This window comes from Actinomadura meyerae (assembly GCF_900188445.1).
In the GTDB taxonomy this organism is placed as follows: domain Bacteria; phylum Actinomycetota; class Actinomycetes; order Streptosporangiales; family Streptosporangiaceae; genus Spirillospora; species Spirillospora meyerae.
This window is the reverse complement of record NZ_FZOR01000003.1, coordinates 162,169-186,671: the sequence shown is the minus strand read 5'-3', so window position 1 is coordinate 186,671 and position 24,503 is coordinate 162,169. Positions and strand designations below refer to the sequence as shown.

Sequence of the window (24,503 nt, the reverse complement as noted above, 5' to 3'; positions counted from 1 at the left end):
CGGAGCGCAAGGGCCCGGCCCCGGCCGGCGCCGGGCCGGACGGCCGATGGGGCCGCGCGAGCAGTCCGGATGTGCCAGGCTTGGGGGGTTGATCGCCGTCCCGAGGAGAACGTCCGTGCCGCATCCCGACCTGCCGGAGCGCATCGGCCCCTACCGGGTCGTGGACCGTCTCGGGGAGGGCGGCATGGGCACCGTCTACGCGGGCCTGGACGCGTCCGGGCGCAGGGTCGCCCTCAAGGTGATCCGGCGGGAGTTCGCCGCCGACCGGCAGTACCGCGCGCGGTTCCAGGCGGAGGTCGCGGCGGCGCAGCGCGTCCGGCCCTTCTGCACGGCGCCGGTCCTGGACGCCGACCCGGCCGCGGACCCGCCCTACCTGGTGACCGAGTTCGTCAACGGCCCGAGCCTCGACGCCGCCGTGGCGAAGGACGGGCCGCTGCGCGGCGCCGACCTGGAGGCCGTCGCGGTCGGCATCGCGACCGCGCTCACCGCCATCCACGACGCGGGGGTCGTCCACCGCGACCTGAAGCCCGCCAACGTGCTGCTGTCCACGTTCGGCCCGCGCGTCATCGACTTCGGCATCGCCCGCTCCCTGGACGGCACCCGCCTCACCGCGACCGGCGGCATGGTGGGCACCCCCGCGTTCATGTCGCCCGAGCAGCTCGACGGCCGCGGCGCGGGCCCGGCGTCGGACGTGTGGGCCTGGGGCGCGACCGTGGCGTTCGCGGCGCGCGGCGGGACGTGCTTCGGCGGCGACTCGATCCCGGCGATCATCCACCAGATCGTCAGCGGCGAGCCCGACCTGAGCGGGCTGGACGGCGTGCTGCTCGGCGCGGTCCGGGCGGCGCTCGCGAAGGACCCCGCCGGGCGGCCGTCCGCGCAGGCGCTGCTGGACGGCCTGATCTCCAGCGGCGTCCGGCAGGACACCCGCGCCCCGTCCCCGCGGCGCACGGAGGCGCCGCACCGGCAGCGCACGGAGGCGCCGCTGGGGCAGCGCACCGAGGCGCCGCCAGGGCGGCGTACGGAGGCGCCGTCGCGGCAGCGGCCGCCGGCCGGTGCGCACACCTCCGCGATCGTCCCGCCGCCCGCCTCGCCGCTCGCCGCGGGGGAGGCGGAGGCGCTGGTCGAGCAGCAGTACCGGCACGCGGCGCAGGCCGGCGACCCGGCCGCGATGCGCAGCCTCGCGGTGCTGCTGAACGGGCAGGGCCGCACGGCCGAGGCGGACACCTGGACCCGGTACGCCGACGCGATCGCCGCCCGGTCGGCCGTGTACGGGCAGCAGCGGTACCCCGGTCAGCACGGGCACCCGACCCAGCCTCCGCACTACGCGGCGCCGGCGGGCAAGCCGCCGATGAACAGCCTCGCGATCTACGCGGTGTCCATGGGGGCCGTCGGGCTGATCACCTGCGGGCTGCCGTCCATCCCCGCGATCGTCGCCGGGCACATGGCGTGGGTGCGGGTGCGGCGCTCCGGCGAGCGCGGGCTCGGCCTCGCGGTGACCGGCATCGCGCTCGGCTGGATCATGGTCGCGTTCTGGGCGCTGATCGCCTTCGGCGCGTCCCTGCCCGACGAGACCTGACCGCCGGAAAACGCGTTGCGGCCCTCCCGGGCCGATGGCACCGTGGACGTCGTCGGCCCGCACACGACGATCGAGAGGAGGACCGGCCGTGGCTCTGGAGCAGTATCGACTCCGACTGCCCTCGGCGTCGCACGCCCGCCCCGGCCGGTATCCCGCCTCGTAGCGAACCCCGGCCGAGCAGCCGCGAGCGACGCCCGCCCCACGATCCACGCGGCTCTACCCCAACCGGCAGAGGGACCACTCTCAGGAAGTGGGCGTTCCGGGTTCGACTCCCGGGAGCCGCACGCCTCCGTAGTCCAACGGTAGAGACAGCGGCATGAGGTGCCGTGTGCTGGGGGTTCGAATCCCTCCGGAGGTACGGGGCGTCCTGGAGACGTCGAAGGGGCGGCGCCGACGCCCGGAGAGTCGGGCTTGGCTGTAAACCAGGTGCCTCGCGCTGAGTGGGTTCGAATCCCACCCGCCCCACCTCGTCCCACCCGCCTTCCGCGAGCCGTTCCGGGCGGCCCGGCGCCGTTGCGCATCGCGCGTCGCTGAACTAATGTCTGGACACGTGTCCGGAAATCAGGAGCTGACGACCGAGCCCACCCGCCGCCGCCTCACCGAGCGGCAGGCCGACACGGTGCGGCGGCTGACCGACGCCGCCGTGGTGGAGGTCGGCGAGACCGGCTACGAGGGGCTGACCGTCCGCAACGTGGCCAAGCGCGCCGGGGTGGCCCCCGCGACCGCCTACACCTACTTCGCCTCCAAGAACCATCTCATCACCGAGGTGTTCTGGCGGCGGCTCAGCGCGCTGCCGCCGGTGGAGGCCGACGGCGCGCTGCTTGAACGCGTGGTGGAGGTGCTGCGCGACATCGCGCTGCTGGTGTCGGACGAGCCGGAGCTGGCGGCCGCGTGCACCACCGCGCTGCTCGGCACCGACCCCGACGTCCGCGAACTGCGGGTGCGGATCGGCGTCGCGATCCGCGAGCGGCTGCGGGCCGCGCTCCGCGACCACGACGACCCCAAGATCCTCGGCGCGCTGGAGCTGGCCTACACCGGCGCGCTCGTGCACGCGGGCATGGGCTACACCTCCTACGCCCGCATGGCCGACCGGCTCGCCGAGATGGCAGAGCTCATCCTGCCCGAACCCCCCGAGTGAGGTGACGGCCGTGGACCCTGCTGCGCAGGTCTCCTACAGCCCGTTCGACTACGCGGTCCACGAGGACCCCTACCCCGTCTACGCGCGCCTCCGCGAGGAGGCGCCCCTCTACCGCAACGACGAGATCGGCTTCTGGGCGCTGTCCCGGCACGCCGACGTCGCGGCGGCGTTCCGCGACCACGGCACGTTCTCCAGCTCCCACGGCGTCTCGGTGGAGCCGAGCGCCTGGGGCCCGAACGCGCACCGGACGATGTCGTTCCTGGCGCTCGACCCGCCCCGCCACACGCGGATGCGTGCGCTGGTGTCCAAGGGCTTCACGCCGCGGCGGGTCAAGGAGATGCAGGACGGCATCCGGGCGCTGACCCTCCGCCATCTGGAGCCGGCCCTGGAGAAGGGCGAGTTCGACTTCGTCTCCGACTTCGCCGGGCTGCTGCCCATGGACGTCATCTCCGAGATGATGGGCGTCCCCGAGGCCGACCGCGCCGAGGTCCGCCGCCTCGCCGACACGGTCGTGCACCGCGAGGAGGGCCTCAACGACGTCCCGCCCGCCGGGATGGACGCGGCGCTCACCCTCGTCGGCTACTACCAGGACATGGTCGCCGAGCGCCGCCGCAAGCCCGCCGGCGACCTGACCTCGGCGCTGCTGGACGCCGAGATCGACGGCGACCGCCTCGACGACACCGAGGTCATCGCGTTCCTGTTCCTGATGGTCGTCGCGGGCAACGAGACCACCACCAAACTGCTCGCCAACGCCCTGTACTGGGGGTCCCGCAACCCGGCCCAGGCGGCGAAGCCGCTCGCCGACCCCGCGCGGGTCGACGACTGGGTGGAGGAGACGCTCCGCTACGACACCTCCAGCCAGATGCTGGCCCGCAAGGTCGCCAAGGACGTCGAGCTGCACGGGCGGCGGGTCCCCGCCGGCGACCGGGTGCTGCTGCTCGTCGGGTCCGCCAACCGCGACCCGCGCGCCTTCCCCGACGCCGACGCCTACGACCTCGACCGCGACACCTCCCAGCTCGTCAGCTTCGGCGGCGGGCGGCACTTCTGCCTCGGCGCGAACCTGGCCCGGCTGGAGGCGCGGATCGCGCTGACGGAACTCGTCGGCCGCGTCCGGTCCTACGAGGTCGACCACGCGAACGCCGAGCGGGTCCACTCGGTGAACGTGCGCGGCTTCGCGTCCCTGCCGGTCCGCGTGGAGGTGCGCTGATGCCCCGGTTCGACCCCCATCCGGAGCGGCGGCCCGCCGTGGTGGCCGGCGCGTCCTCCGGGATCGGCGCGGCGACGGCGGCCGCGCTGGCGGCGGCCGGGCACCCGGTCGTGCTCGGCGCGCGGCGCGCGGACAAGTGCGAGGAGCTGGCGGCGACGATCCGGGCCGGCGGGGGAGAGGCGTTCGCGCACCCGCTGGACGTCGCCGACGCCGACTCCGTCAAGGCGTTCGCGGCGGCCGCCGGCGACGCGCTCGGCCCGATCGAGGTCGTCGTGTCGGGCGCGGGCGACCTGGCCGCCGGGCGGCTCCACGAGATCGGCTCCGACGCGTTCGCCGCGCAGGTCGAGGTCCACCTCGTCGGCGCGCACCGGCTCGTGTCGCACTTCGTCCCGCCGATGGTGGCGCGGCGGCGCGGCGACATCGTGTTCATCTCGTCCGACACCGTCCCCGCCCCCCGCTCCTGGACGGGCGCCTACGTCGCCGCCAAGAACGGCGTCGAGGGCATGGCCCGCACGATGCAGATGGAACTGGAGGGGACGGGCGTCCGCGCGTCCATCGTCCGGCCCGGCCCCACCGCGACCGGCATGGGCATGACCTGGGACGCCGACACCACGGGTGCGGTCCTGGAGGACTGGGTGAAGTGGGGCCACGCCCGCCACCCGTACTTCCTGCGCGCCTCCGACGTCGCCGCGGCCGTGGCCACGGTCGTCGCGACCCCGCGCGGCGCCCACCTCCGGCTCGTCGAAGTACAGCCCGAAGCCCCCCTGGAGGAGTCATGACAGCCTTGGCGGAACCGCGCGCCGTGTCGGGCGGGCCCGACCATCTGGAGGAGCTGCGCTCGGACCCGATCGGGCTGATGCGCCGCGTCCGGGAGGAGTGCGGCGACGTCGGCGAGTTCGTGCTCGCCGGCCGGCGGGTCGTGCTGCTGTCGGGTGCCGAGGCCAACGAGTTCTTCTTCCGCGCCCCCGACGAGGAGCTCGACCAGGCCGAGGCGTACCCGTTCATGACGCCGATCTTCGGTGAGGGCGTGGTGTTCGACGCGACCCCCGAGCAGCGCCGCGAGGCCCTGCACAACCAGGCGCTCAAGGGCTCGTTCATGAAGGGCCACGCCACGACGATCTCCGCCGAGGTCGACCGGATGATCGCCGGCTGGGGCGACGAGGGCGAGATCGACCTGCTCGACTTCTTCGCCGAGCTGACGATCTACACCTCGTCGGCGTGCCTGATCGGGCGCAAGTTCCGCGAGCAGCTCGACCGCCGGTTCGCCGACCTGTACCACGACCTCGAACGCGGCACCGACGCCATCGCCTACGTCGACCCGTACGCCGACATCGAGAGCTTCCGCAAGCGGGACGCGGCGCGGGCCGCGCTGGTCGAGCTCGTCCAGGGGATCATGGACGGGCGGGAGCCGAACCCCCCGAAGGAGGACCGCGACCTCCTCGACGTCCTGATGTCCATCAGGGACCCGGACGGCACGCTGAAGTTCGACGCCGACCAGGTCACCGGCATGTTCATCTCGATGATGTTCGCCGGGCACCACACCACGTCCGGCACCGCCGCCTGGACGCTCATCGAGCTGCTCCGCCACCTCGACGTGCTGCGCGGCGTCGTCGCGGAACTGGACGAGCTGTACGCCGACGGCCGCGAGGTGTCGTTCCAGGCGCTGCGCGCCATCCCCCGGCTGGAGTCGGCGATCAAGGAGGCGCTGCGGCTGCACCCGCCGCTGATCCTGCTGCTGCGGGTCGCGCAGTCCGACCAGGAGGTGCTCGGCCACCGCATCCCCGCCGGGACGATGGTCGGCTGCAGCCTCGCCGTCTCCAACCGGATCGAGACCGACTTCCCCGACCCGGACGCGTTCGTCCCCGACCGCTACATCGCGCCCCGCGAGGAGGACCTCCTCAACCGCTGGACGTGGGTGCCGTTCGGCGCGGGCCGGCACCGCTGCGTCGGCGCGAACTTCGCGATGATGCAGCTCAAGGCGATCTTCTCGGTGCTGCTGCGGGACTGGGAGTTCGAGCCCGCGCAACCCCCCGAGACCTACCGCAACGACCACTCCAAGATGGTCGTCCAGCTCGCGCAGCCGTGCGCCGTCCGCTACCGCAGGAGGCGCCGGTGAGAGTCGAGGCCGACCTGGACCTGTGCCAGGGCCACGCCATGTGCGAGATGGAGGCCCCCGACGTCTTCGAGGTGCCGCGCAAGGGCAAGGTGCGGGTCCTCGACGCCGAACCGCCCGACGACCTGCGCGCGGAGGTCGCCGCCGCCGTCCGCTACTGCCCCACTCAGGCCCTCAAGCTGCTGGAGACGTGATGCCCTCCTTCCCCCGTGCGGAGCTCGACGCGATGGTCGAGCACTGGCTGGCCGAGAACCGCCGCTGCGAGGAGGCCGGCGACTGGCGCCCGCTGGCCGACCTCTACACCGAGGACGCCACCTACGGCTGGAACATCGGCCCCGACCAGGACTTCATGGCCGTCGGCCGGGACGAGATCCGCGACCTCGCGCTCGGCTCGGAGATGGGCGGCCTCGACGGCTGGACCTACCCGTACCAGAGCATCCTCATCGACGAGGTGAAGGGCGAGGTCGTCGGGTTCTGGAAGCAGGTCGCCGACGCCGTCCGCCCCGACGGGACGCCCTACGAGGTGCTCGGCATCGGCGGGTCCTGGTTCCGCTACGCCGGGAACCGGCAGTGGTCGTGGCAGCGCGACTGGTTCGACCTCGGCAACGTCACGTCGGTGTTCGTCGAGATGATGAAGGCGGGGGTGCTGTCGGACGGGATGAAGCGGCGCCTCGACCGCGCCGCGGCGGGCGAGCCGATCCCCGGCTACTACCGGCGCGGGGAGAGCCCCGTCCCGATCTGGTGAGCGCCGGCCCGGCCGGGCGGCCCGCCTCGGGGCGGCGTCCCGGCCGGGTCAGATCTGGCCCTCGGGCTTCGGCGGGATCGTCGCCGTGATCGACGGGCCGAGCTCGATCAGCACGTCCCCGGCCGGGTTGTACTTCGGCGGCACCGTCACCTCGACGTACGCCTGCCGGCCGACGGCGGTGAAGGTGACCGGGCGGTCGACGGGCACCCCGAACCAGTCGACCCCGTTGATCGTCACGAGCTGGGACTCGGGCTTCAGCGCGGCGGGCCGCGGCACGCCGCAGCGCAGCGCGATCGCGGGCGAGCCCCACGCGGCGGTCAGCGGCGAGCCGGGCGAGGTGTCGCGGCGCTCCTGCCCGCGCACCTTCGCAGGCAGCCGCAGGCCCTCGCAGAGCCGGGCGACGGCGGCGTCGGGGCTCGGCACGGGCACCTGCACGGCGCCGTCGCCGCAGCCCGCCAGCGGCAGCGCCAGCCCGGCGAGCAGCATCGCCGCGAGGCGCGGGCGCCTCGCTCCCCCCGGAAAGACCATCTGAGACCGTCTAGATGTGCACGATCGGGCAGGTGAGCGTGCGGGTGATGCCCTCGATCGCCTGGATCTGCGCCACGACGAGCCTGCCCAGCTCGTCGACGTTGCGCGCCTCCGCACGGACGATCACGTCGTAGGGCCCCGTGACGTCCTCCGCCAGGGTGACGCCCGTCACGCCGGAGATGTGGCCCGCCACCTCGGCGGCCTTACCGACTTCGGTCTGGATGAGGATGTAGGCCTGCACCATCACGTCCTCCCCAAGCGGAGAATCTGCCGTCGGACGGTTCACCGTATCGTGTTACGCGCCGCAGCGGGGTGCCGGGGTGCCGGGGGCCCCGCCGAGGCGGCCCGAGCAGGTGGAACACGGCGGACGCGGGGGGAACGGACGCGGATGGAGACGATCGGCGAGCTGGGCGAGTTCGGGTTGATCGACCGGCTGACGCGGCGGCTGCCGCAGGGCCCGGCGGTCCGGCTCGGCCCCGGCGACGACGCGGCCGTGGTCGCCGCGCCGGACGGGCGCGTCGTCGCCACCACCGACCTGCTCGCCGAGGGGCGGCACTTCCGCCGCGACTGGTCCGGTCCCTACGACATCGGGCGCAAGGCCGCCGCGCAGAACCTCGCCGACGTCGTCGCGATGGGCGCCCGGCCGACCGCCCTCCTGGTCGGGTTCGCGGCCCCGCCCGACACCGGCGCCGACTGGGCGGAGGCGCTCTACGACGGGCTCGCCGACGAGTGCCGCGCCGCCGGGGCCTCGGTCGCGGGCGGCGACGTCGTGTCCGCGCCGCGGATCACCCTCGCGATCACCGCGCTCGGCGATCTCGGCGGCGCGGCGCCGCTCACCCGGTCCGGCGCCCGGCCCGGCGACGCCGTCGCCGTCCGCGGCGGGCTCGGCCTCGCCGCCGCCGGCCTCGCGCTGCTCACCGAGGGCCGCGACGGGCCCGCGGAGCTGATCGCCGCGCACCGGCGGCCCCGACCGCCCTACGAGGCCGGAGCGGAGGCCCGCGCCCACGGAGCCACCGCCCTGCTGGACGTCTCGGACGGGCTCGTCCAGGACCTCGGCCACATCGCGGCCGCGAGCGGCGTGCGCATCGAGATCGACTCCGCGGCCGTCCCCGTCCCGGAGATCCTCGGCCCGGACGGGCTCCGCCACGCCCTCACCGGCGGTGAGGACCACGCGTTCGCCGCGACGTTCCCGGGCGCCGTTCCGGCGTCCTGGTCGCGGATCGGCGCCGTCGCGGCGGGTTCGGGAGTGCGGGTCGACGGCCGCGAACCGCCGCCCGGCGCATGGGACCATTTCGCCGTCTGAACGGCGGGTTCACGCTGCGCGCACGGCCGTGTGCGTTGACGCATCCGGTAGGCAGGTTTGGGGCGGGTTTGGTATACATCCTGTGATCGAAGAGGGATGGGATGGGACGACACTCGAGGCACGAGCGACCGGGCGACGAAGGCGCTCCGGGCAACCCGCCGTCCCGGGAGCCCTATTACGCGGCGCCGGCCGACCCGTCCTACGACCCTTCCTACGACGCGTCCTATGACCCTTCCTACGACGCGTTCTCCGGGCCCACCGACGACCGGGTCTACGTGTCGTCGTACGAGCGGCCCCGATCCGGCCCGCCGCCCGCCGAGGGGTACCGCTTCGACCCGCTGCCGGGGGACTATCCCGGCGACTACCCCGGCGCTCCCGCTCCCGATCTCGATCCCGCCTACGCCCCCGAAGACCCGCTGGACGGGCCGCTCGACCGGCCGCGCGCGGAAGCCTCCGGTGAACCGGACGGCGGGCGCGGCTTCACGAAGTTCATCGCGAAACTCCCCCTCCCGCTGCTGCCGATCGTCGCGCTCGTCGTCGCGGTCGGCTCGGTCTCCTACGCGCTGAGCACGCAGCAGATCTCGCTCAACTTCGCGGGCGGCGGCGCCCCCCGCGACACCGAGGGCAATCCCCGCGACAGCCAGGTGTCCCAGCGCGGGCCGGGGGAGCGCGCCGGCCGCGGCACCGGCCGCGCCGACGGACTGGTCATCTCCTTCAAGGTCGCCTCGAAGAGCCCCGGCGCCTTCAAGGCCACCGCGACCATCGCGAACAAGGGCCAGGCGCCCGTCCCGAAGTGGGCCCTGGCGTTCACGATCCCCGACGCGTCGGTCACCGCGATCAGCGGCGCCACCGTCGTGCGGACCGGGCGCCTCGCCTTCGTCCGGGGCCGCAGCGCGATCGCGCCCGGCGACGCCGTCCGCATCGTGTTCACCGCACGCGGTACCGCGGCCGAGCCGACCACCTGCGTGCTGAACAAGCTGCCCTGCGCGCTGATCTGACCATGCCCCGAAACCGCCATAAGGTGGATGGCATGTCGCACACTCCGCCCGCGCCGAAGACGCCGCCCCTCGCGCTCACCATCGCGGGCTCGGACTCCGGCGGCGGCGCCGGCATCCAGGCGGACCTGAAGACGATGCTCGCCCACGGCGTCCACGGGATGAGCGTCATCGCCGCCGTCACCGCGCAGAACTCGCTCGGCGTCCAGGGCTACTGGGAGCTGCCGCCCGAGGCGGTGCGCGCGCAGCTCGACTCCGTCCTGTCCGACATCGGGGTGCACGCGCTGAAGACCGGGATGCTGGCGTCCACGGCGCTGGTCGAGATCGTCGCCGAGGCCGTCGCCGGAGCGGACGCGCCCGCCGTCGTCGACCCGGTCGGCGTGTCCAAGCACGGCGACTCGCTGCTCGCGCCCGACGCGGTCGACGCCGTCCGCTCCGCCCTGCTCCCGGTGGCGACCGTCGTCACGCCGAACCTGTTCGAGGTGGAGCAGCTCACCGGCGTCAAGGTCGTGGACGAGGCGGGCCTGCGCGAGGCGGCGCAGGCGGTCAAGGCCCTCGGCCCGCGCTGGGTGCTGATCAAGGGCGGCCACCTGCCCGGCGAGCCCGCCGACCTGCTGTTCGACGGCGAGGAGGAGCACCGCTTCTCCGCGCCCAGGCACGACAACCGCCACACCCACGGCACCGGCTGCACGCTCGCGTCCGCGATCGCGTCCAACCTGGCCCTGGGCGACGACGTCCCCACCGCCGTCGCGAAGGCCAAGCGGTACGTCACGGGCGCGATCGCCGCGGGCTTCCCCCTGGGCGCCGGCATCGGCCCGGTGGACCACGCCTGGCAGCACCGCGGGTGACCGGCACGGCCGGGAACGCCGAGGCCCCGTCACGGAAAGGGCGCCTGCCACGGAGGGGCGCCCGTCACGCGACAAGGCGCCGGACACGCGAAAGTCGGCCCACCGGGGATCCGATGGGCCGACCTGGAGGCCTGTGCGGGCCTGCCGTCCTGTGCGGTCGCGGTGCCGCGGGGGCGGCTCAGACCGTCGGCTTGACGATCTTGCCGGCCTTGATGCAGGACGTGCAGGCGTTGATGCGCTTGGTGCTGCCGTTCACGACGGCGCGCACGCGCTGGATGTTGGGGTTCCAGCGGCGCGGGGTGCGGCGGTGCGAGTGGGAGACGCGCATGCCGAAACCGGGTCCCTTGCCGCAGACGTCGCAGACGGAAGCCACGGGAAACTCCAAGTGGTGTCGATGCTCTGACCGGAGCGCCGCCCGGTGCCGCCGGCGGGGCGGGCCGGGCATCATGGGTGCTCACCGATGAGCGCCTCGGACGAGGCGCACGGATCAGATTAGCCGACAGCCCGTCGGTAGGCGAATCGCGGGCGCGGAGGGGAGCGGTCCTTGGGCGAGGTCCTCGACGGCCCGGCGGTGCGCCGGTGGTGCCGGCTGGCGGCGGACGCGCTCGGCCGCACCAGGGGCGAGATCGACGCGCTCAACGTGTTCCCCGTCCCGGACGGCGACACCGGCACCAACCTGCACCTGACCGTGATCGCGGCGGCGGACGCGCTGGACGGGCTGCCGGCCGCCGCGGGCCCCGCCGAGACGTGGCGGGCGCTCGCGCACGGCGCGCTGCTCGGCGCGCGCGGCAACTCCGGCGTCATCCTCAGCCAGGTGTTCCGGGGCCTGGCCGACGTCCTGGGGCCGCCCGCGGAGCCGCCGGACGGCACGGCGCTCGCGGCGGCGCTCGGGCACGCCTCCGAGCTGGCCCGGGGCGCCGTCGAGCATCCGGTGGAGGGGACGATCCTGAGCGTCCTCGCCGAGGCCGCCGCGGCGGGGGCGGCCGCCGGCGGCGACCTCCCCGCGGTGTGCCGGTGCGCGGCGGAGGGGGCCCGGCGGGCGCTGCGCCGCACCACCGGCCAGCTCGACGTGCTGGCCCGCAGCGGCGTGGTGGACGCGGGCGCGGCCGGGCTCTGCGTCGTCCTCGATGCCCTTGCGGCCGTGGTCACCGAGGAGTACCCCGAGCGGTACGAGGTGCCCGCGCGCGCCGCCGCGACCGCGCCTCCGCCCGAGCGGCCGGCGCCGCGAGGCCCCTACTACGAGGTCATGTACCTGCTCGACGCGCCGGACGGCGCCGTCCACGACCTGCGAGGACGGCTCGACCGGCTCGGGGACTCGCTCGTCGTGGTGGGCGGCGACGGGCTGTGGAACGTCCACGTCCATGTGGACGACGCGGGCGCCGCGATCGAGGCTGGCATGGCGGCCGGCCGCCCCCACCGCATCCGCGTCAGCTACCTGCACGCCGACCCGGGGGAGCCGCACGCCCCGCACACCGGCCGCGCGGTGATCGCCGTGACCGCCGCCGGCGGGCTCGCCGCGCTGTTCGAGGAGGGCGGCGCACGGGTCGTCCGCCGCGACCCGGGCGCGCCGCCGCCGCTCGCGGTGCTGGCGGAGGCGATCCTGGCGGCGGGCGACGAGGTGGCCGTGCTGCCGGACGGGCCCGAGGTGCTGGCCCTCGCCGAGGCCGCGGCGGAGCGGGCGCGCGACGCCGGCGCGCGGATCGCGGTGGTGCCGGCCAAGGCGTCCGTGCAGGGGCTCGCCGCGCTGGCGGTGCACGACCCGCTGCGCCGCTTCGGCGAGGACGTGATCGAGATGACCCGCGCGGCCGGCGCGACCCGCTCCGGCCACCTGGAGGTCGCCGCGCAGGAGGCGGTGACCAGCGCCGGGCTGTGCCGTCCGGGCGACGTCCTCGGGCTGATCGAGGGCGATGTCGCGACGATCGGCGCGGACGTCGCCGAGGTGGCCCGCCGCGTCCTGGACCGCATGCTGTCGGGCGGCGGCGAGCTCGTCACGCTGATCGTCGGCGCGGGGGCTCCGGACGGCCTGGCCGATGCCCTCGGAGAGCACCTGCGGCGCCGCCATCCCGACGTGGAGGCCGGCGTCTACACGGGCGGGCAGGAACGCCATCCCCTCCTCATCGGCGTCGAGTGATTCCCGTCGTGCCCATGGGCTAGAAAAGAGTGCGTGGCGAATCTCGACGAGCCGTTGCGCAAGGTCCTCGGCGACAAGACGGCCAAGGCGCTGGAGAAGGGCCTCGACCTGCACACGGTCGGCGACCTGCTGCACCACTACCCGCGCCGCTACGCCCACCGGGGCGAGCTGACCCAGCTCAGCGGGCTGGAGGACGGCGAGCACGTCACGGTCATGGCGGAGGTCGTCAAGGTGCAGGGCCGCACCCTGACCCGCAGCCCCGGCTACGTCCTGGAGATCACCGTCACCGACGGGACCGGGCGGCTCAAGCTCAGCTTCTTCGGCCGCAAGGGCTCCTACCGGGCCGAGAAGGAGCTGTCGCCCGGCACCCGCGGGCTGTTCGCCGGGAAGATCAGCACCTACCGGCCGCGCAGCGGGAACCCCGTCCGGCAGCTCACCCACCCGCAGTACAAGGTCGTCCACGAGCGCGGCGCCGAGCAGGCCGCGCAGGAGTGGGCCGACGAGATCATCCCGATCTACCCGTCCACGAAGGCGCTGCCGATCGAGACGATCGGCACGTCCGTCGAGACCGTCCTGACGCACCTGGACCTGCCCGCCGACCCGATGCCCGACGCCCTGCTCGAGCGGCGCGGCCTGATCGGGCTGCGCGAGGCGTACGAGGGCATCCACCGCCCCAAGAGCTGGGAGGAGCTGGGCCGCGCCCGGAAGCGCCTGAAGTGGGACGAGGCGTTCGTCGTCCAGGTCGCGCTCGCCCAGCGGCGGCTCGCCGCCGCCGCACTGCCCGCCAAGCCGCGCCCGCCCGCGTTCGGCGGCATCCAGGCGGAGTTCGACGCGCGCCTGCCGTTCGAGCTCACCGAGGGCCAGCGCAAGGTCGGCGACGAGATCGCCGCCGACCTGGCCGGGGAGCACCCGATGCACCGCCTGCTGCAGGGCGACGTCGGAGCCGGCAAGACGATCGTCGCGCTGCGGGCGATGCTCCAGGTCGTCGACGGCGGCGGGCAGGCCGCGCTGCTCGCGCCCACCGAGGTCCTCGCGCAGCAGCACTACCGCTCGATCACCGGGATGCTCGGCGACCTCGCCCAGGCCGGGCAGCTCGGCGGCGCCGAGCACGCCACCCGCGTCGCGCTGCTGACCGGGTCGCAGGGCGCGAAGGCGCGCAAGGAGGCGCTGCTGGACGCCGCGTCCGGCACCGCCGGGATCGTCGTCGGCACCCACGCGCTGCTCCAGGAGAGCGTCCAGTTCGCCGACCTCGGCCTCGTCGTCGTCGACGAGCAGCACCGCTTCGGCGTCGAGCAGCGGGACGCACTGCGCGAGAAGGTCGGCGGCGGGCGCCCGCACGTCCTGGTCATGACGGCGACGCCGATCCCGCGCACGGTCGCGATGACCGTGTTCGGCGACCTGGAGACCTCGGTCCTCGGGCAGCTCCCCGCCGGCCGGTCGGCGATCCAGACCCATGTGGTGCCGCCGGAGAGGCCCGCGTTCTTCGCGCGGATCTGGGAGCGCATCAAGGAGGAGGCGGCCAAGGGCAGGCAGGTCTACATCGTCTGCCCGCGCATCGGCGAGCAGGAGGGCGACGAGGGCGACGCCGTCGCCGCCGCCGAGGAGGGGGAGCGCAGGTCGCCGCTCGGCATCATGGAGGTGCTGCCGAAGCTGGAGGAGCTGCTCGCCGGGCTGCGCATCGGCGTCCTGCACGGCAAGCTGCACCCCGACGAGAAGGACGCGGTGATGCGCCGCTTCACCGACCGCGAGCTCGACGTCCTGCTCGCCACCACCGTCATCGAGGTCGGCGTCGACGTCCCGAACGCCACCGTCATGGTCATCATGGACGCCGACCGGTTCGGCGTCTCCCAGCTCCACCAGCTCCGCGGCCGGGTCGGGCGCGGCTCGCTGCCCGGCCTGTGCCTGCTGGTCACCGAGGCGGAGCCGGGCAGCAAGGCCCGCGAGCGGCTCGACGCCGTCGCGTCCACCACCGACGGGTTCGAGCTGTCGCGGCTCGACCTGGAGCAGCGCCGCGAAGGGGACGTGCTGGGCGCCGCGCAGGCGGGCCGCTCGTCCAGCCTCCGGCTGCTGACCCTCCAGCGGGACGAGGACGTGATCCGCGACGCCCGCGAGGAGGCGACCGCGCTCGTCGGCGCCGACCCCGACCTGACCGGGCACCCCGGCCTCGCCACCGTCCTGTCCTCCCTCCTCGACGAGGACCGCGCCGACTTCCTGGAGAAGGCCTGACCCCGCCCGCTCACTCCGGACGCACGCTTGATCACAGAGCTCTGACGTGAGTGGATGGTAACGGGCCGTCGGGGGCTCGCGAGGGTACGGCTCCCGGTGGCGGCCCGTACGCGACGGAGGAGCTCCCCATGACGTCCGTTGACCCCCTGGCGCCCGGCGACCCCGAGCGGCTCGGGCGGTACGAGCTGGTCGGGCGGCTCGGCGAGGGCGGGCAGAGCGTCGTCTACCTCGGGCGCCGCGAGGACGGGACGCGGGCCGCCGTGAAGCTGCTGCGCGACCGGTTCAGCCGCAGCCCCGAGTGGCGGGCCCGGTTCGAGCGCGAGATGCGGATGATCGGGCGGGTCGCCGGGTTCTGCACGGCGCAGGTGATCGAGGCCGACATCTCCGGCGACCTGCCGTACGTGGTGAGCGAGTACGTCCCGGGGCCGTCGCTCAGCGGGCTCGTCCGCGAGCACGGGCCGCGCACCGGCACCGACCTGGACCGGCTGGCGATCGGGACCGTGACCGCGCTCGCGGCGATCCACCGGGCGGGGATCCTGCACCGCGACTTCAAGCCGTCCAACGTGCTGATGGGGCCGGACGGCCCGCGCGTCATCGACTTCGGCATCGCGCGGATCGCCGGGGCCCCGGCGGCGAAGGGCAGCGGCGTCGTCGGGACGCCGTCCTACATGGCGCCCGAGCAGGTGAACGACGGCGAGCTCGGCACCGGCGTCGACATGTTCACCTGGGCGGCGACGATGCTGTTCGCGGCGACGGGGCGGCACCCGTTCGGCAACGACACGATCTCCGCGGTGTTCCACCGGATCCTGAACTACGAGCCCGACCTGTCCGCGCTGCCGGACTCGCTGCGCGGCGCCGTCGCGTCCTGCCTGGCCAAGGACCCGGCGCGCCGCCCGGAGGCCCAGCGGGTGCTGCTCGACCTGCTCGGCGGGCAGGCCGCCGCCGAGGACGAGGGAACGCTCAGCACCGGCGCCCACTTCGCCGGGGACGCGCGGGTGCCGCCGCCGGCCCCCGCGCGGCCCGCCGGAACCGATCCGGGCGGGACGGCCTGGGCGCTGCTCGCGGACGGTTCCGGCGAGGCGCCCGCGCGGGCGGAGGCGGGCTCGGCGGCCCCGCCCGCCGCCGCGGCCGAGGCGGTCGCGCCCGCGACCCGCGCGATCGAGACGGTGCTCAGCTTCGACCACGCCCGGTTCGACCAGGACGTGGCGGCGGCGCACCGGGCGTCCACGGCCCGGTACGGCGCCGACTACGACCGGCAGCTCGCGACGCGTGATTACCGCGAGGAGCTGACCGACAAGAAGGGCTCGGTCTCCGCGGCCGTCGTCGACGCGGCCGTCGTGTCCGCCGCGCCCGGCAGGGTCACCGTCCTGTCGTACGTCCGGCGGACGGTGCGCGCCGAGAACGCCGACCCGTCCCGCCTCCAGGACCCGATGCGCGCGACCATGGTCAAGCAGGGGGGCGGGTGGCTGATCGACAGCCTGTACTCGCTGAAGGCGGGCTCGCCCCGCGCCGACATGTCCGGCGCGACCTGGCCGGGCGCGCGGGCCAGGGAAGCGGTCGAGGCGGTGTCCCGCGACCCGGCCGTGGCGCGCGGGACCCCGCTGGAGGTCGGCCTGCGCGCGGGCGGGCGGGAGCGGCGGGTCGCGGCGCTGGTGCTGGTCGGCGCGTGCAAGGGCGGCTGCACCGACGGCGACGCCGTCGAGGTCCGCCGCCTGCTGCTCGAACGGGCGGGCGGCGGATGGAGGGTCGCGAGGTCCGAGGTGCTCTGACGCGCCGGAGGGGCGCCCCCGCGCGGGGACGCCCCTCCGGCGGGGACGGTTCAGGACTCGCGGGCGTGGCGCCTGCGGGTCGCGGCCACCGCGGCGCCGCCCGCGCCGATGGCGGCGAGGCCGAGCGCCACCAGCGGCAGCGCGTCGGTGCCGGTGAAGGGCAGCCCCTGCGGCGGGGTGAACTCCGCCGCGGTCGCGCCGGGGCCCAGGCCCCCGCCGGACGGCAGCTCGGGCGGTGCCGGGGACGACGGCAGCGACGGCGGCTCGGGTGACGAGCCGGGAGGCGCCGGCTCGCCGGGAGGCGACGGCGGCGACGGCGGGACGGGCGGGGTCGGCGGCGTGGGCGGCACCGGCGGGGTCGGGGGAGTCGGCGGAGCCGGCGCCTCGCAGCCACCGCCGACGCAGGCGCCTGCCGACAGGCCCACCGAGACGGGTGTGCCGCCGGCCGGAGCCACCGAGGCACCCAGATCGGCGTCGGCGCTGAGGAGCCGCCGGCCCGCCGACGCCGTCGCGCTCGCCGACAGGGAGAGCCCGGCGCTCCCCGCGGGCGACGCGGCACGGGTGTCCAGCCGCGTTCCGGCCTTGACCGTGGCGTCGCTCAGCGACGCGCTCGCGCCCGCCCGCAGCCGGACGCCCGCGCCGGCGTCCGGCGTGCCGAGGCCGGCGCCGACGTCGAGGCCGGCGCTCGCCGTCCGGGTGCGCTCGTCGTAGTCGAGCGTGGCGCCGACATGCAGCCGGACCACCGGCTTCGCCTTCGGCGCGGGCGATGCCTTCGCCGGAGCCTTCCGGGTCTTTGCCTTCTTGAGCGTGGTCAGCCTCTGCGGCTTCTCGGCCGGAGCCTTTCGCGTATTCGCCTTTTCGAGATGGGCGGTTTTCAGATCGGCGATCTTCGGATGGGCCGGCTTCGGCTGGGCCGCCGTCCGAGGGGTCGCGAGGTCGGCGAGGGGCGTGGAGGTCTCGGCGTGCGAGACGCCGCTCATGGCGGCGAAGCCGAGGACCGCGGACCCGGCCGTCACCGCCAGTCTCCTACCGTGATGCACAGGTGCTCCTGAGTGATGGATTGCACAACCTGCGAGCACGCTTGCACGTGACGTAGTCGATGTGAACATCGTTCGCGTCATTTGGGTAGACGTTCACAAGAGGTCCCGGTGCGGGTTGTGCATCATTTCGCGAACCGCCGGACGGGCGGGGGACCGCGCCGGATGCGCGACCGGCGGAGAAGGCCCCCGATACTGGGAGGGTGAGCAGGGTCATCGCGGGCAGTGCGGGCGGGCGGCGGCTGGCCGTCCCGCCGGGACGGGACACCAGGCCGACCAGCGACCGCGCCCGGGAGGGCCTGTTCTCCACCGTCCTCGCCCTCCTCGGCCCGCTGGACGGGCTGCGCGTCGCCGACCTGTACGCGGGGTCCGGCGCGGTCGGGTTCGAGGCGCTGTCGCGGGGCGCCGCGCACGCGCTGCTGGTCGAGTCGCATCCGCGCGCGATGCGGGTCATCCGGCAGAACGCGGACGCGCTCGGGCTGCCCGGCGCCGTGCCCTGCCCCGAGAAGGTGGAGCGGCTCGTCCGGCGCGGGCCCGGCGAGCCCTACGACCTGATCTTCGCCGACCCGCCGTACGCGCTGGCGGACGCGGCCGTCACCGCTCTCCTGGAGGACCTGCGCGACCACGGCTGGGCCGCCCCGGACGCCCTCGTCGTCGTCGAGCGCGCCTCCCGCGGACCCGCGCTGACCTGGCCCGACGGGTACGAAGCGGAGCGCGAGAGGCGTTACGGCGAGGCGCTTTTCTGGTACGGCCGCGCCGCCGGCCGTTGATCGGGAGGGAGATCGGGTAAAGGCATGCCCATGAAGCCCGGACTCGACCGCGCGCTGGGACGCACCTGGGTCGTCGCCCTGGTCATGGCCATCGCCCTGATGGCGAACATCACCTACGTACAGGGCTTCCAGGCGCAGGACCTGCGGGACGACTCGCTCAACGCCCGCCAGTTCGAGGACCGCTTCAAGATCGACCGGGGCCCGATCGTGGCGGGCGGCGAGCGGCTCGCCTGGTCGCGGAAGCTCGATGACGGCCGCTACCAGCGCCACTACAAGGACGGCAAGGTGTTCGCGCCGGTCACCGGCTACTTCTCGGTGTTCTCCCAGACCGGCCTGGAGAGCGCCGCGAACCACTTCCTGGACGGCACCGACGACCGCCTCGCCACCACCAACTTCGTCGACAAGCTCGTCGGCAACCACGTCCCCGGCGGGACCGTCGAGGCGACCATCGACGTCGGCGCGCAGCGCGCCGCCTACACCGCGCTCGCCTCCAGCGGCGCCCGCCGCGCCGCGGCCGTGGTCCTGGACGCGAAGACGGGCGCGATCCGAGTGCTGGCGTCCACGCCGTCCTACGACCCGGACGAGGTCTCGACGCTCGACCGGCAGAAGGCGGTGCGGGCGTTCGAGCGGCTCAACGGCGAGAAGCTGAAGCCGCTGCTCGACAAGGCCACGCGGGAGGTCTTCCCGCCCGGCTCCACGTTCAAGACCGTCGTCGCCGCGGCCGCGCTGAAGGCGGGCGCCACCGCGGGCTCGCAGGTCAAGGCGGGGCGCAGCTACCGGCCGCCCGGCGCCGGGCAGGCGATCAACAACGACGCGGGCGACATCGGCGGGTCCTGCGACCTCCCCCGGATCCCGCTGGACGAGGCGTACGCGCAGTCCTGCAACACCACGTTCGCGTTCATGGGCGCGGAGGAGCCCGGCAACGGCGCCGTCCACGAGGCGGCCGGCGGGTTCGGGTTCGGCGACCCCGTCGAGTACGCCGACGGCCTGCGGAGCGCCACCAGCTCGTTCCCGGAGACCGACCAGCCGTCCCTCAGCGCGCTCGGCTCCATCGGGCAGGGCAGCACGGTCGCCAGCCCGCTGCAGATGGCGATGGTCGCGGCCGGCGTCCTCAACGACGGGGAGGTCATGCGCCCGCACCTCATCGACAAGCTGCGCGCCCCCAACGGCCGCACGGTCGACACGATCTCCCCGAAGCGGCTGGGGCGGGCGCTGACGTCCGGGCAGGCCGAGCAGATGCGGCGGATGATGAAGGCCGTCGTCGACCGGGGCACGGGCAAGACGCTGAAGGGGTCGTCCGTCACCGGCGGCAAGACCGGCACCGCCGACGTCGAGGGCGCCGCCTACAACGACCGCTGGTTCATCGGCTTCGGGCCGGGGGACGACCCGAAGTACGCGGTCGCGGTGATGACCGAGGCGCCCGGATACGGCATCGAGTCGGGCCCGATCGCGGCCAGGATCCTCAAGGCCCTCGGCGACTGAGCGGCGCGCCGGAAGGGCCCGCGGACGGCCGCCGGACGGGCGTCCGGGCGACCGGGCGAGCCCGGGTGAAACCGGGCCGAATGCGATTTGGTACGTTCACGCCGCAGGTCAGAAACCGGGACCGAAGGGGTTCGCGCCGTGCGCCGTGTCGTCTGTCCGGGATCGTTCGACCCCGTCACCAACGGGCATCTCGACATCATCAGCCGCGCCTCCCGTCTGTACGACGAGGTGGTCGTCGCGGTGCTGATCAACAAGAACAAGAAGAGCCTGTTCACCGTGGACGAGCGCGCCGACATGATCGCCGAGGTCACCGCGGAGTACGGCAACGTCAAGGTGGACAAGTTCTACGGGCTCACCGTCGACTACTGCAAGGAGCAGGACATCCCGGTCATCGTCCGGGGCCTGCGGGCCGTCAGCGACTACGAGTACGAGCTGCAGATGGCCCAGATGAACCACCGGATCGCCGGCGTGGAGACGCTGTTCATGGCGACGAACCCGGAGTACGCCTTCCTGTCCTCCAGCCTCATGAAGGAGGTCGTGAAGTTCGGCGGGGACATCTCCGGGCTCGTCCCCGACAGCGTCCACGCCCGCCTCGTGGAGCGCCTGCAGCAGGAGGGCTGAGCCCCCGGGCGGCGGGCGGACGGGGCGCGAGTTGGGTCACCGCCCCGCGTTCGGTACCCTGGGACATCGGCCATCAACGGCGGCCGCCGTTCACCATGCCTCACGAAAGCAGGGAATCCGCTGACACGCCTCGACCCCAACGCCCCTCTCGTGCTCGACACCCGAGCTCTGGGCCGGCAGCCGGGATCGTCGCGCGAGGAGCACCCGACCGTGCCGGCACCGGAGAACTTCGGCGTCGAGATGGTGGGCGTCCCCGAGGGCGCCGCGATCGAGCTGGACCTCCGGCTCGAGGCGGTGCTGGAGGGGGTGCTCGTCACCGGCACGGCGACGGTCCCCCTGGAGGGGGAGTGCTCCCGCTGCCTCGACCCGATCGCCTCGACCTTCGAGGCGGACTTCCAGGAGCTCTTCGTCTACGACGACACCCGCTCGGGCGGGAACGCCGACGACGACGAGCTCCGCCTCGAGGGCGACCTCATCGACCTCGAACCGGTCCTGCGGGACGCGGTGGTGCTCGCGCTGCCGCTGTCCCCGCTGTGCCGGGACGACTGCCCGGGCCTGTGCCCGGACTGCGGTGCGCGGCTCGCGGACGTCGAGCCTGGGCACCGCCACGACGTCGCCGACCCCCGGTGGGCGGCGCTGCAGGACCTCGCCGGCGACTTGGCGCCGGCGAACCCCGACCGGGGGAACGGGAGCTCCGGCACCCGTGGATTCGACCGACGAGAAGGAAAGCAGGAGGGCTGACGTGGCCGTCCCGAAGCGGAAGAAGTCGCGCAGCAACACGCGGCACCGGCGCGCGCAGTGGAAGACCGCGGCGCCGAACCTGGTCGAGTGCCCGACGTGCCGCGACCACAAGCTGCCGCACACCGCGTGCGCGACGTGCGGCACCTACGACCGGCGGCAGGTCATCACCCCGTCGGCCTGAGTCTTCTCGCATCCTGGGGGGCGGATCCGCGCGCGGCGCGGCCCGCCCCCCACGGTGCGGGACGGACACCACCCCGACCACCCCGGCGCGCGACGTCGGCGTGGTGACCGGTGCGGAGACCGCGCCCGGAGCCGTGGTGCACGCCGGGATCAGCCGACCGGCGCGCACCTCGTCTTCGCGGACATCCTCCTCACCGCGCGTCCTCGCCGTCCCGGCCGTCCCGGCCGGCGCGCCGCACCAGCGACCGCGCCATGCGCGGTGCACGGCCTGCGAGGAGGGCCCGTGAGCGCCAAGAGGAGCGCACCCACGCCGGACCGGGCGGAACTGACCGCCGCGCTCGGCGTCGAAGTCGACGGCGAACTGCTCGAACGTGCCCTGACGCACCGTTCGTACGCCTACGAGAACGGCGGCCTGCCCACCAACGAGCGCCTGGAGTTCCTCGGCGACTCGGTGCTCGGGCTCGTCGTCACCGACACCCTGTTCCGCGGCCACCCCGACCTGCCCGAGGGGCAGCTGGCCAAGCTGCGCGCCGCCGTGGTCAACATGCGCGCCCTCGCGGGCGTCGCCCGCGGCCTCGGCGTCGGCGCCCACATCCGGCTCGGCCGGGGCGAGGAGGGCACCGGCGGCCGCGACAAGGCCTCGATCCTCGCCGACACCCTGGAGGCGCTGATCGGCGCCGTCTACCTGGACCGCGGCCTCGACGAGGCGTCCGCCCTCGTCCACCGGCTCTTCGACGCGCTGATCACCCGCTCGGCGGGGCTCGGCGCCGGGCTGGACTGGAAGACCTCGCTGCAGGAGCTCACGGCCGTGGAGGAGCTCGGCGTCCCCGAGTACCACGTCGCCGAGAGCGGCCCCGACCACCAGAAGACGTTCCGCGCGTCCGTGCGGGTCGGCGGGAAGACCTACGGCTCGGGCGAGGGCCGCAGCAAGAAGGAGGCCGAGCAGCACGCCGCCGAGGCCGCCTGGAACGAGATCCGCGCGCTCGTCGTGGCGCGGGACGCGGGCGACGAGGCCGGCGAGGCGGCCCAGGCCGGTGCCTGAGCTGCCCGAGGTCGAGGTCGTCCGGCGGGGCCTCGAGCAGTGGACGACCGGCCGGACCGTCGCGTCCGCGGAGGTGCTGCACCCCCGCTCGGTGCGCCGCCACGAGGCGGGCCCCGCCGACTTCGCCGCCCGGCTCGCCGGACGCGCGCTGCGGGCGCCCCGCCGCCGCGGCAAGTACCTGTGGATCCCGCTCGACGGCGAGGCCGAGGCGGTGCTCTGCCACCTCGGCATGAGCGGGCAGCTGCTCGTCGGCGACCCCGCCCGCGAGCGGGAGAAGCACCTGCGCGTCCGGGCCGCCTTCACCGACGGCGGCCACGACCTGCGCTTCGTCGACCAGCGGACCTTCGGGCACCTGATGCTCACCGACCTCGTCCCGGACGCGCACTCCGCCGGCTCGCTCGTCCCGCAGCCGATCGTCCACATCGCCCCCGACCCGCTGGAGGACGCCTTCGACCCGGAGGCGTTCTTCCGCGCCCTGCGGCGCCGGAAGACCGGGATCAAGCGGGCCCTGCTCGATCAGTCGCTGATCAGCGGCGTCGGCAACATCTACGCCGACGAGGCGCTGTGGCGGGCCAGGCTCCACTGGGCGCGCCCCACCGAGACGATGACCCGGGCGGAGGCCACGCGCGTCCTGGAGGCCGCGCAGGAGGTCATGAGCGCCGCCCTCGCGGTCGGCGGCACGTCCTTCGACAGCCTGTACGTCAACGTGAACGGCGAGAGCGGCTACTTCGAACGCTCCCTGGACGCCTACGGCCGCCGCGACGAGCCCTGCCGCCGCTGCGGGTCGCCGATCCGCCGCGAAGAGTTCATGAACCGTTCGTCCTACAGCTGCCCGGTGTGCCAGCCGCGCCCCAGGCGGGCGCGCCACTAGGGTTCTCGCGTGATGGACGACGAGGAGAGGGCGCGGCTCACGGCCTGGGTGCGCGGGCGCGTGCAGGGCGTCGGTTTCCGCTGGTGGGTGCGGTCGCGGGCGCTGGAGCTCGGCCTGGCCGGCAGCGCCGCGAACCTGAGCGACGGCCGCGTCGAGGTCGTGGCCGAGGGCCCGCGCAGCAAGTGCCGCGAACTGCTCGAACTGCTGCGCGGGGACGGCGTCGCGGGCCGCCCCGGCAAGGTCACCGGCGTCACCGAGCGCTGGAGCGCACCGCGCGGCGAGGCCGCCGGCTTCGTGGAGCGGTGACGAGTAGGGAGTTCCGGTTTGTACCTGCTAAACTAGTAGAGGAAGGTTGTTACCGGCCTGTGATGTGCGGCTTGACCAGGACACCGGCCGGTGCGACTCTAGATGGTACGCGCACCGAACTTCATGTGCTTCTCGTGCGCGATCCCTGCTGGTTACTCAGCGTGGAGGACCCTTAGTCATGGCGAAGGCTCTACTCGGCCACGTCGGCGGTCCCGACCCCCGGATGGTCGCGGAGATGCGGCGCCTGCAGCAGCGCGTACGTGACCTGGAGGCCGAACTCGTACGGCTCCAGGCGGAGAACGACGCGCTTGCGACGGCGACGGACGACGATGTGATGTCGCTCGCGGTGAAGGACCGCGAACCCGCGCTGACCTGATCTCGGCGCATCATCCTCAAACACAGGGACGCCGATCCTCGGCGTCCCTAAGGTGTTTTCGCGTTTATTGGTTCGCCCTCGGCGGTCGGGCCTGGGGGCCCTTCCTTCCACGGGCGAACCGGCGATCGCTGCATCGCTCCGGCTCGCCTGGCGGCTCGCTTCGCGATCAGGTTTCTTGCTTCGCTCGAAACCTGGCTTCGCACGCGATCGCAACGCTCAGGTCCCCGCAGGCTCGGCTTACGGACGAGATCCTGCGGGTTTCCGCTGGTACAGGTGACGGCCACCCCCGTGGTCAGGGTTCGTTCAGGATTTCCCTGGGGTGAGGCATGGCCCCGCGCTTCTTGGTCGGGTGTGGCTGGTTGTGATGGTGTGCGGGTGTCGTCTGGCGGGCCATCGCGTGAACGCATGGCTTCCGCACTGGGGCCGCTGCGGGCGGGGGTGTGGGGTCAAAATGGGGCAAAGGTTTCGAGGGTTGCGGGTGGCCGGAAGCGGGGCTTG

General features: G+C 74.2%; 26 protein-coding genes and 3 tRNA genes. 25 read left to right on the top strand and 4 right to left on the bottom strand.

Translation table 11 applies throughout. The features are described 5' to 3' along the window. Positions 1–115: 115 nt before the first annotated feature. From CHF16_RS05515 to CHF16_RS05470, 10 genes are all read left to right on the top strand, one after another. Positions 116–1,576 carry a protein kinase domain-containing protein gene (locus CHF16_RS05515; protein WP_179271400.1) on the top strand — a complete coding sequence of 487 codons (1,461 nt, stop codon included), beginning with the start codon at positions 116–118 and terminating at the stop codon, positions 1,574–1,576. Positions 1,577–1,786: 210 nt separating this feature from the next. Then, positions 1,787–1,860, top strand: a tRNA-Leu gene (locus tag CHF16_RS05510). A 1-nt stretch (position 1,861) separates the two neighbouring features. Continuing rightward, positions 1,862–1,934: transfer RNA gene (locus tag CHF16_RS05505), tRNA-Leu, on the top strand. A gap of 23 nt (positions 1,935–1,957) precedes the next feature. Beyond that, a tRNA-Tyr gene (locus tag CHF16_RS05500) sits at positions 1,958–2,041 on the top strand. A gap of 85 nt (positions 2,042–2,126) precedes the next feature. Beyond that, entirely contained in the window at positions 2,127–2,714 is a 588-nt protein-coding gene (locus CHF16_RS05495; RefSeq protein WP_245868233.1) for a TetR/AcrR family transcriptional regulator, read from the top strand. A 10-nt stretch (positions 2,715–2,724) separates the two neighbouring features. Further along, positions 2,725–3,921 carry a cytochrome P450 gene (locus CHF16_RS05490; protein WP_218826529.1) on the top strand — a complete coding sequence of 399 codons (1,197 nt, stop codon included), beginning with the start codon at positions 2,725–2,727 and terminating at the stop codon, positions 3,919–3,921. After that, positions 3,921–4,700, top strand: coding sequence for an SDR family oxidoreductase (locus CHF16_RS05485; protein ID WP_089324790.1), 780 nt, complete (start codon positions 3,921–3,923; stop codon positions 4,698–4,700). The genes CHF16_RS05490 and CHF16_RS05485 overlap by 1 nt, the downstream gene beginning before the upstream one ends. Continuing rightward, positions 4,697–6,037, top strand: coding sequence for a cytochrome P450 (locus CHF16_RS05480; RefSeq protein ID WP_089324789.1), 1,341 nt, complete (start codon positions 4,697–4,699; stop codon positions 6,035–6,037). Before CHF16_RS05485 ends, CHF16_RS05480 begins: the two co-directional genes overlap by 4 nt. Further along, entirely contained in the window at positions 6,034–6,228 is a 195-nt protein-coding gene (locus tag CHF16_RS05475) for a ferredoxin (RefSeq protein WP_089324788.1), read from the top strand. The genes CHF16_RS05480 and CHF16_RS05475 overlap by 4 nt, the downstream gene beginning before the upstream one ends. Beyond that, positions 6,228–6,779 (top strand): nuclear transport factor 2 family protein, encoded by a 552-nt coding sequence (locus tag CHF16_RS05470; protein ID WP_089324787.1) that lies wholly within the window; start codon positions 6,228–6,230, stop codon positions 6,777–6,779. The genes CHF16_RS05475 and CHF16_RS05470 overlap by 1 nt, the downstream gene beginning before the upstream one ends. 48 nt (positions 6,780–6,827) lie before the next feature. Here the strand turns inward: CHF16_RS05470 and CHF16_RS05465 are convergent, their stop codons facing one another. Together CHF16_RS05465 and CHF16_RS05460 are read right to left on the bottom strand one after the other, a co-directional pair. Next, positions 6,828–7,307 (bottom strand): DUF3515 domain-containing protein, encoded by a 480-nt coding sequence (locus CHF16_RS05465; protein ID WP_089324786.1) that lies wholly within the window; start codon positions 7,305–7,307, stop codon positions 6,828–6,830. 10 nt (positions 7,308–7,317) lie between these two features. Beyond that, positions 7,318–7,551: an Lrp/AsnC family transcriptional regulator gene (locus CHF16_RS05460; RefSeq protein ID WP_089324785.1), complete on the bottom strand. Its 234-nt coding sequence runs from the start codon at positions 7,549–7,551 to the stop codon at positions 7,318–7,320. Between the two features lie 144 nt (positions 7,552–7,695). Here CHF16_RS05460 and CHF16_RS05455 point away from each other — a divergent pair, with 144 nt between their 5' ends. The 3 genes from CHF16_RS05455 (at position 7,696) to thiD (ending at position 10,453) form a co-directional block, all read left to right on the top strand. Further along, positions 7,696–8,610: a thiamine-phosphate kinase gene (locus CHF16_RS05455; RefSeq protein WP_089324784.1), complete on the top strand. Its 915-nt coding sequence runs from the start codon at positions 7,696–7,698 to the stop codon at positions 8,608–8,610. A gap of 101 nt (positions 8,611–8,711) precedes the next feature. Continuing rightward, entirely contained in the window at positions 8,712–9,608 is an 897-nt protein-coding gene (locus tag CHF16_RS05450) for a cellulose binding domain-containing protein (RefSeq protein WP_089324783.1), read from the top strand. Between the two features lie 32 nt (positions 9,609–9,640). Continuing rightward, complete coding sequence (gene thiD, locus CHF16_RS05445) at positions 9,641–10,453, top strand: bifunctional hydroxymethylpyrimidine kinase/phosphomethylpyrimidine kinase (RefSeq protein WP_089324782.1); 813 nt, start codon at positions 9,641–9,643, stop codon at positions 10,451–10,453. 178 nt (positions 10,454–10,631) lie between these two features. Here thiD and rpmB read toward each other — a convergent pair whose 3' ends face one another. Further along, positions 10,632–10,826, bottom strand: coding sequence for a 50S ribosomal protein L28 (gene rpmB, locus CHF16_RS05440; protein WP_067632165.1), 195 nt, complete (start codon positions 10,824–10,826; stop codon positions 10,632–10,634). Positions 10,827–10,997: 171 nt separating this feature from the next. On the opposite strand from rpmB, the gene CHF16_RS05435 reads away from it, so the two are divergent. The 3 genes from CHF16_RS05435 to CHF16_RS05425 all read left to right on the top strand — a co-directional run bounded on the left by CHF16_RS05435 (position 10,998) and on the right by CHF16_RS05425 (position 16,579). Further along, positions 10,998–12,584 carry a DAK2 domain-containing protein gene (locus CHF16_RS05435; RefSeq protein ID WP_089324781.1) on the top strand — a complete coding sequence of 529 codons (1,587 nt, stop codon included), beginning with the start codon at positions 10,998–11,000 and terminating at the stop codon, positions 12,582–12,584. Positions 12,585–12,617: 33 nt separating this feature from the next. After that, on the top strand, positions 12,618–14,810 hold the full coding sequence (gene recG, locus CHF16_RS05430; protein ID WP_089324780.1) for an ATP-dependent DNA helicase RecG: 2,193 nt from the start codon (positions 12,618–12,620) through the stop codon (positions 14,808–14,810). A gap of 128 nt (positions 14,811–14,938) precedes the next feature. Next, a complete protein-coding gene (locus CHF16_RS05425; RefSeq protein ID WP_089324779.1) occupies positions 14,939–16,579 on the top strand; it encodes a serine/threonine-protein kinase in 1,641 nt (546 codons plus the stop codon). 50 nt (positions 16,580–16,629) lie between these two features. Here the strand turns inward: CHF16_RS05425 and CHF16_RS40110 are convergent, their stop codons facing one another. After that, entirely contained in the window at positions 16,630–17,595 is a 966-nt protein-coding gene (locus CHF16_RS40110) for a hypothetical protein (RefSeq protein ID WP_179271399.1), read from the bottom strand. A gap of 224 nt (positions 17,596–17,819) precedes the next feature. Between CHF16_RS40110 and rsmD the strand changes: the two genes are divergently transcribed. The 9 genes from rsmD (at position 17,820) to CHF16_RS05370 (ending at position 24,005) form a co-directional block, all read left to right on the top strand. Further along, positions 17,820–18,386: a 16S rRNA (guanine(966)-N(2))-methyltransferase RsmD gene (rsmD, locus tag CHF16_RS05410; protein ID WP_089324776.1), complete on the top strand. Its 567-nt coding sequence runs from the start codon at positions 17,820–17,822 to the stop codon at positions 18,384–18,386. A gap of 30 nt (positions 18,387–18,416) precedes the next feature. Beyond that, positions 18,417–19,868: a penicillin-binding transpeptidase domain-containing protein gene (locus CHF16_RS05405; protein ID WP_089324775.1), complete on the top strand. Its 1,452-nt coding sequence runs from the start codon at positions 18,417–18,419 to the stop codon at positions 19,866–19,868. A 138-nt stretch (positions 19,869–20,006) separates the two neighbouring features. Continuing rightward, positions 20,007–20,489: a pantetheine-phosphate adenylyltransferase gene (coaD, locus tag CHF16_RS05400; protein WP_089324774.1), complete on the top strand. Its 483-nt coding sequence runs from the start codon at positions 20,007–20,009 to the stop codon at positions 20,487–20,489. Between the two features lie 150 nt (positions 20,490–20,639). Further along, a complete protein-coding gene (locus CHF16_RS05395) occupies positions 20,640–21,230 on the top strand; it encodes a YceD family protein (RefSeq protein WP_089324773.1) in 591 nt (196 codons plus the stop codon). Position 21,231: 1 nt separating this feature from the next. Continuing rightward, on the top strand, positions 21,232–21,411 hold the full coding sequence (rpmF, locus tag CHF16_RS05390) for a 50S ribosomal protein L32 (RefSeq protein ID WP_089324772.1): 180 nt from the start codon (positions 21,232–21,234) through the stop codon (positions 21,409–21,411). A 282-nt stretch (positions 21,412–21,693) separates the two neighbouring features. Beyond that, positions 21,694–22,452, top strand: coding sequence for a ribonuclease III (rnc, locus tag CHF16_RS05385; RefSeq protein ID WP_089324771.1), 759 nt, complete (start codon positions 21,694–21,696; stop codon positions 22,450–22,452). Continuing rightward, entirely contained in the window at positions 22,445–23,323 is an 879-nt protein-coding gene (gene mutM / locus CHF16_RS05380) for a bifunctional DNA-formamidopyrimidine glycosylase/DNA-(apurinic or apyrimidinic site) lyase (RefSeq protein WP_089324770.1), read from the top strand. The genes rnc and mutM overlap by 8 nt, the downstream gene beginning before the upstream one ends. A 12-nt stretch (positions 23,324–23,335) precedes the next feature. Further along, positions 23,336–23,629, top strand: coding sequence for an acylphosphatase (locus tag CHF16_RS05375; RefSeq protein ID WP_089324769.1), 294 nt, complete (start codon positions 23,336–23,338; stop codon positions 23,627–23,629). 178 nt (positions 23,630–23,807) lie between these two features. Continuing rightward, complete coding sequence (locus CHF16_RS05370; RefSeq protein WP_021598747.1) at positions 23,808–24,005, top strand: hypothetical protein; 198 nt, start codon at positions 23,808–23,810, stop codon at positions 24,003–24,005. Positions 24,006–24,503 lie beyond the last annotated feature (498 nt).

Bases quoted from the DNA above. Each gene is read 5' to 3' on its own strand.
- CHF16_RS05485 (WP_089324790.1), top strand. From the start codon at position 3,921: ATGCCCCGGTTCGACCCCCATCCGGAGCGGCGGCCCGCCGTGGTGGCC.
- CHF16_RS05480 (WP_089324789.1), top strand. From the start codon at position 4,697: ATGACAGCCTTGGCGGAACCGCGCGCCGTGTCGGGCGGGCCCGACCAT.
- CHF16_RS05470 (WP_089324787.1), top strand. From the start codon at position 6,228: ATGCCCTCCTTCCCCCGTGCGGAGCTCGACGCGATGGTCGAGCACTGG.
- CHF16_RS05465 (WP_089324786.1), bottom strand. From the start codon at position 7,307: ATGGTCTTTCCGGGGGGAGCGAGGCGCCCGCGCCTCGCGGCGATGCTG.
- CHF16_RS05460 (WP_089324785.1), bottom strand. From the start codon at position 7,551: ATGGTGCAGGCCTACATCCTCATCCAGACCGAAGTCGGTAAGGCCGCC.
- CHF16_RS05455 (WP_089324784.1), top strand. From the start codon at position 7,696: ATGGAGACGATCGGCGAGCTGGGCGAGTTCGGGTTGATCGACCGGCTG.
- CHF16_RS05450 (WP_089324783.1), top strand. From the start codon at position 8,712: ATGGGACGACACTCGAGGCACGAGCGACCGGGCGACGAAGGCGCTCCG.
- thiD (WP_089324782.1), top strand. From the start codon at position 9,641: ATGTCGCACACTCCGCCCGCGCCGAAGACGCCGCCCCTCGCGCTCACC.
- CHF16_RS05425 (WP_089324779.1), top strand. From the start codon at position 14,939: ATGACGTCCGTTGACCCCCTGGCGCCCGGCGACCCCGAGCGGCTCGGG.
- CHF16_RS05405 (WP_089324775.1), top strand. From the start codon at position 18,417: ATGAAGCCCGGACTCGACCGCGCGCTGGGACGCACCTGGGTCGTCGCC.
- CHF16_RS05375 (WP_089324769.1), top strand. From the start codon at position 23,336: ATGGACGACGAGGAGAGGGCGCGGCTCACGGCCTGGGTGCGCGGGCGC.
- CHF16_RS05370 (WP_021598747.1), top strand. From the start codon at position 23,808: ATGGCGAAGGCTCTACTCGGCCACGTCGGCGGTCCCGACCCCCGGATG.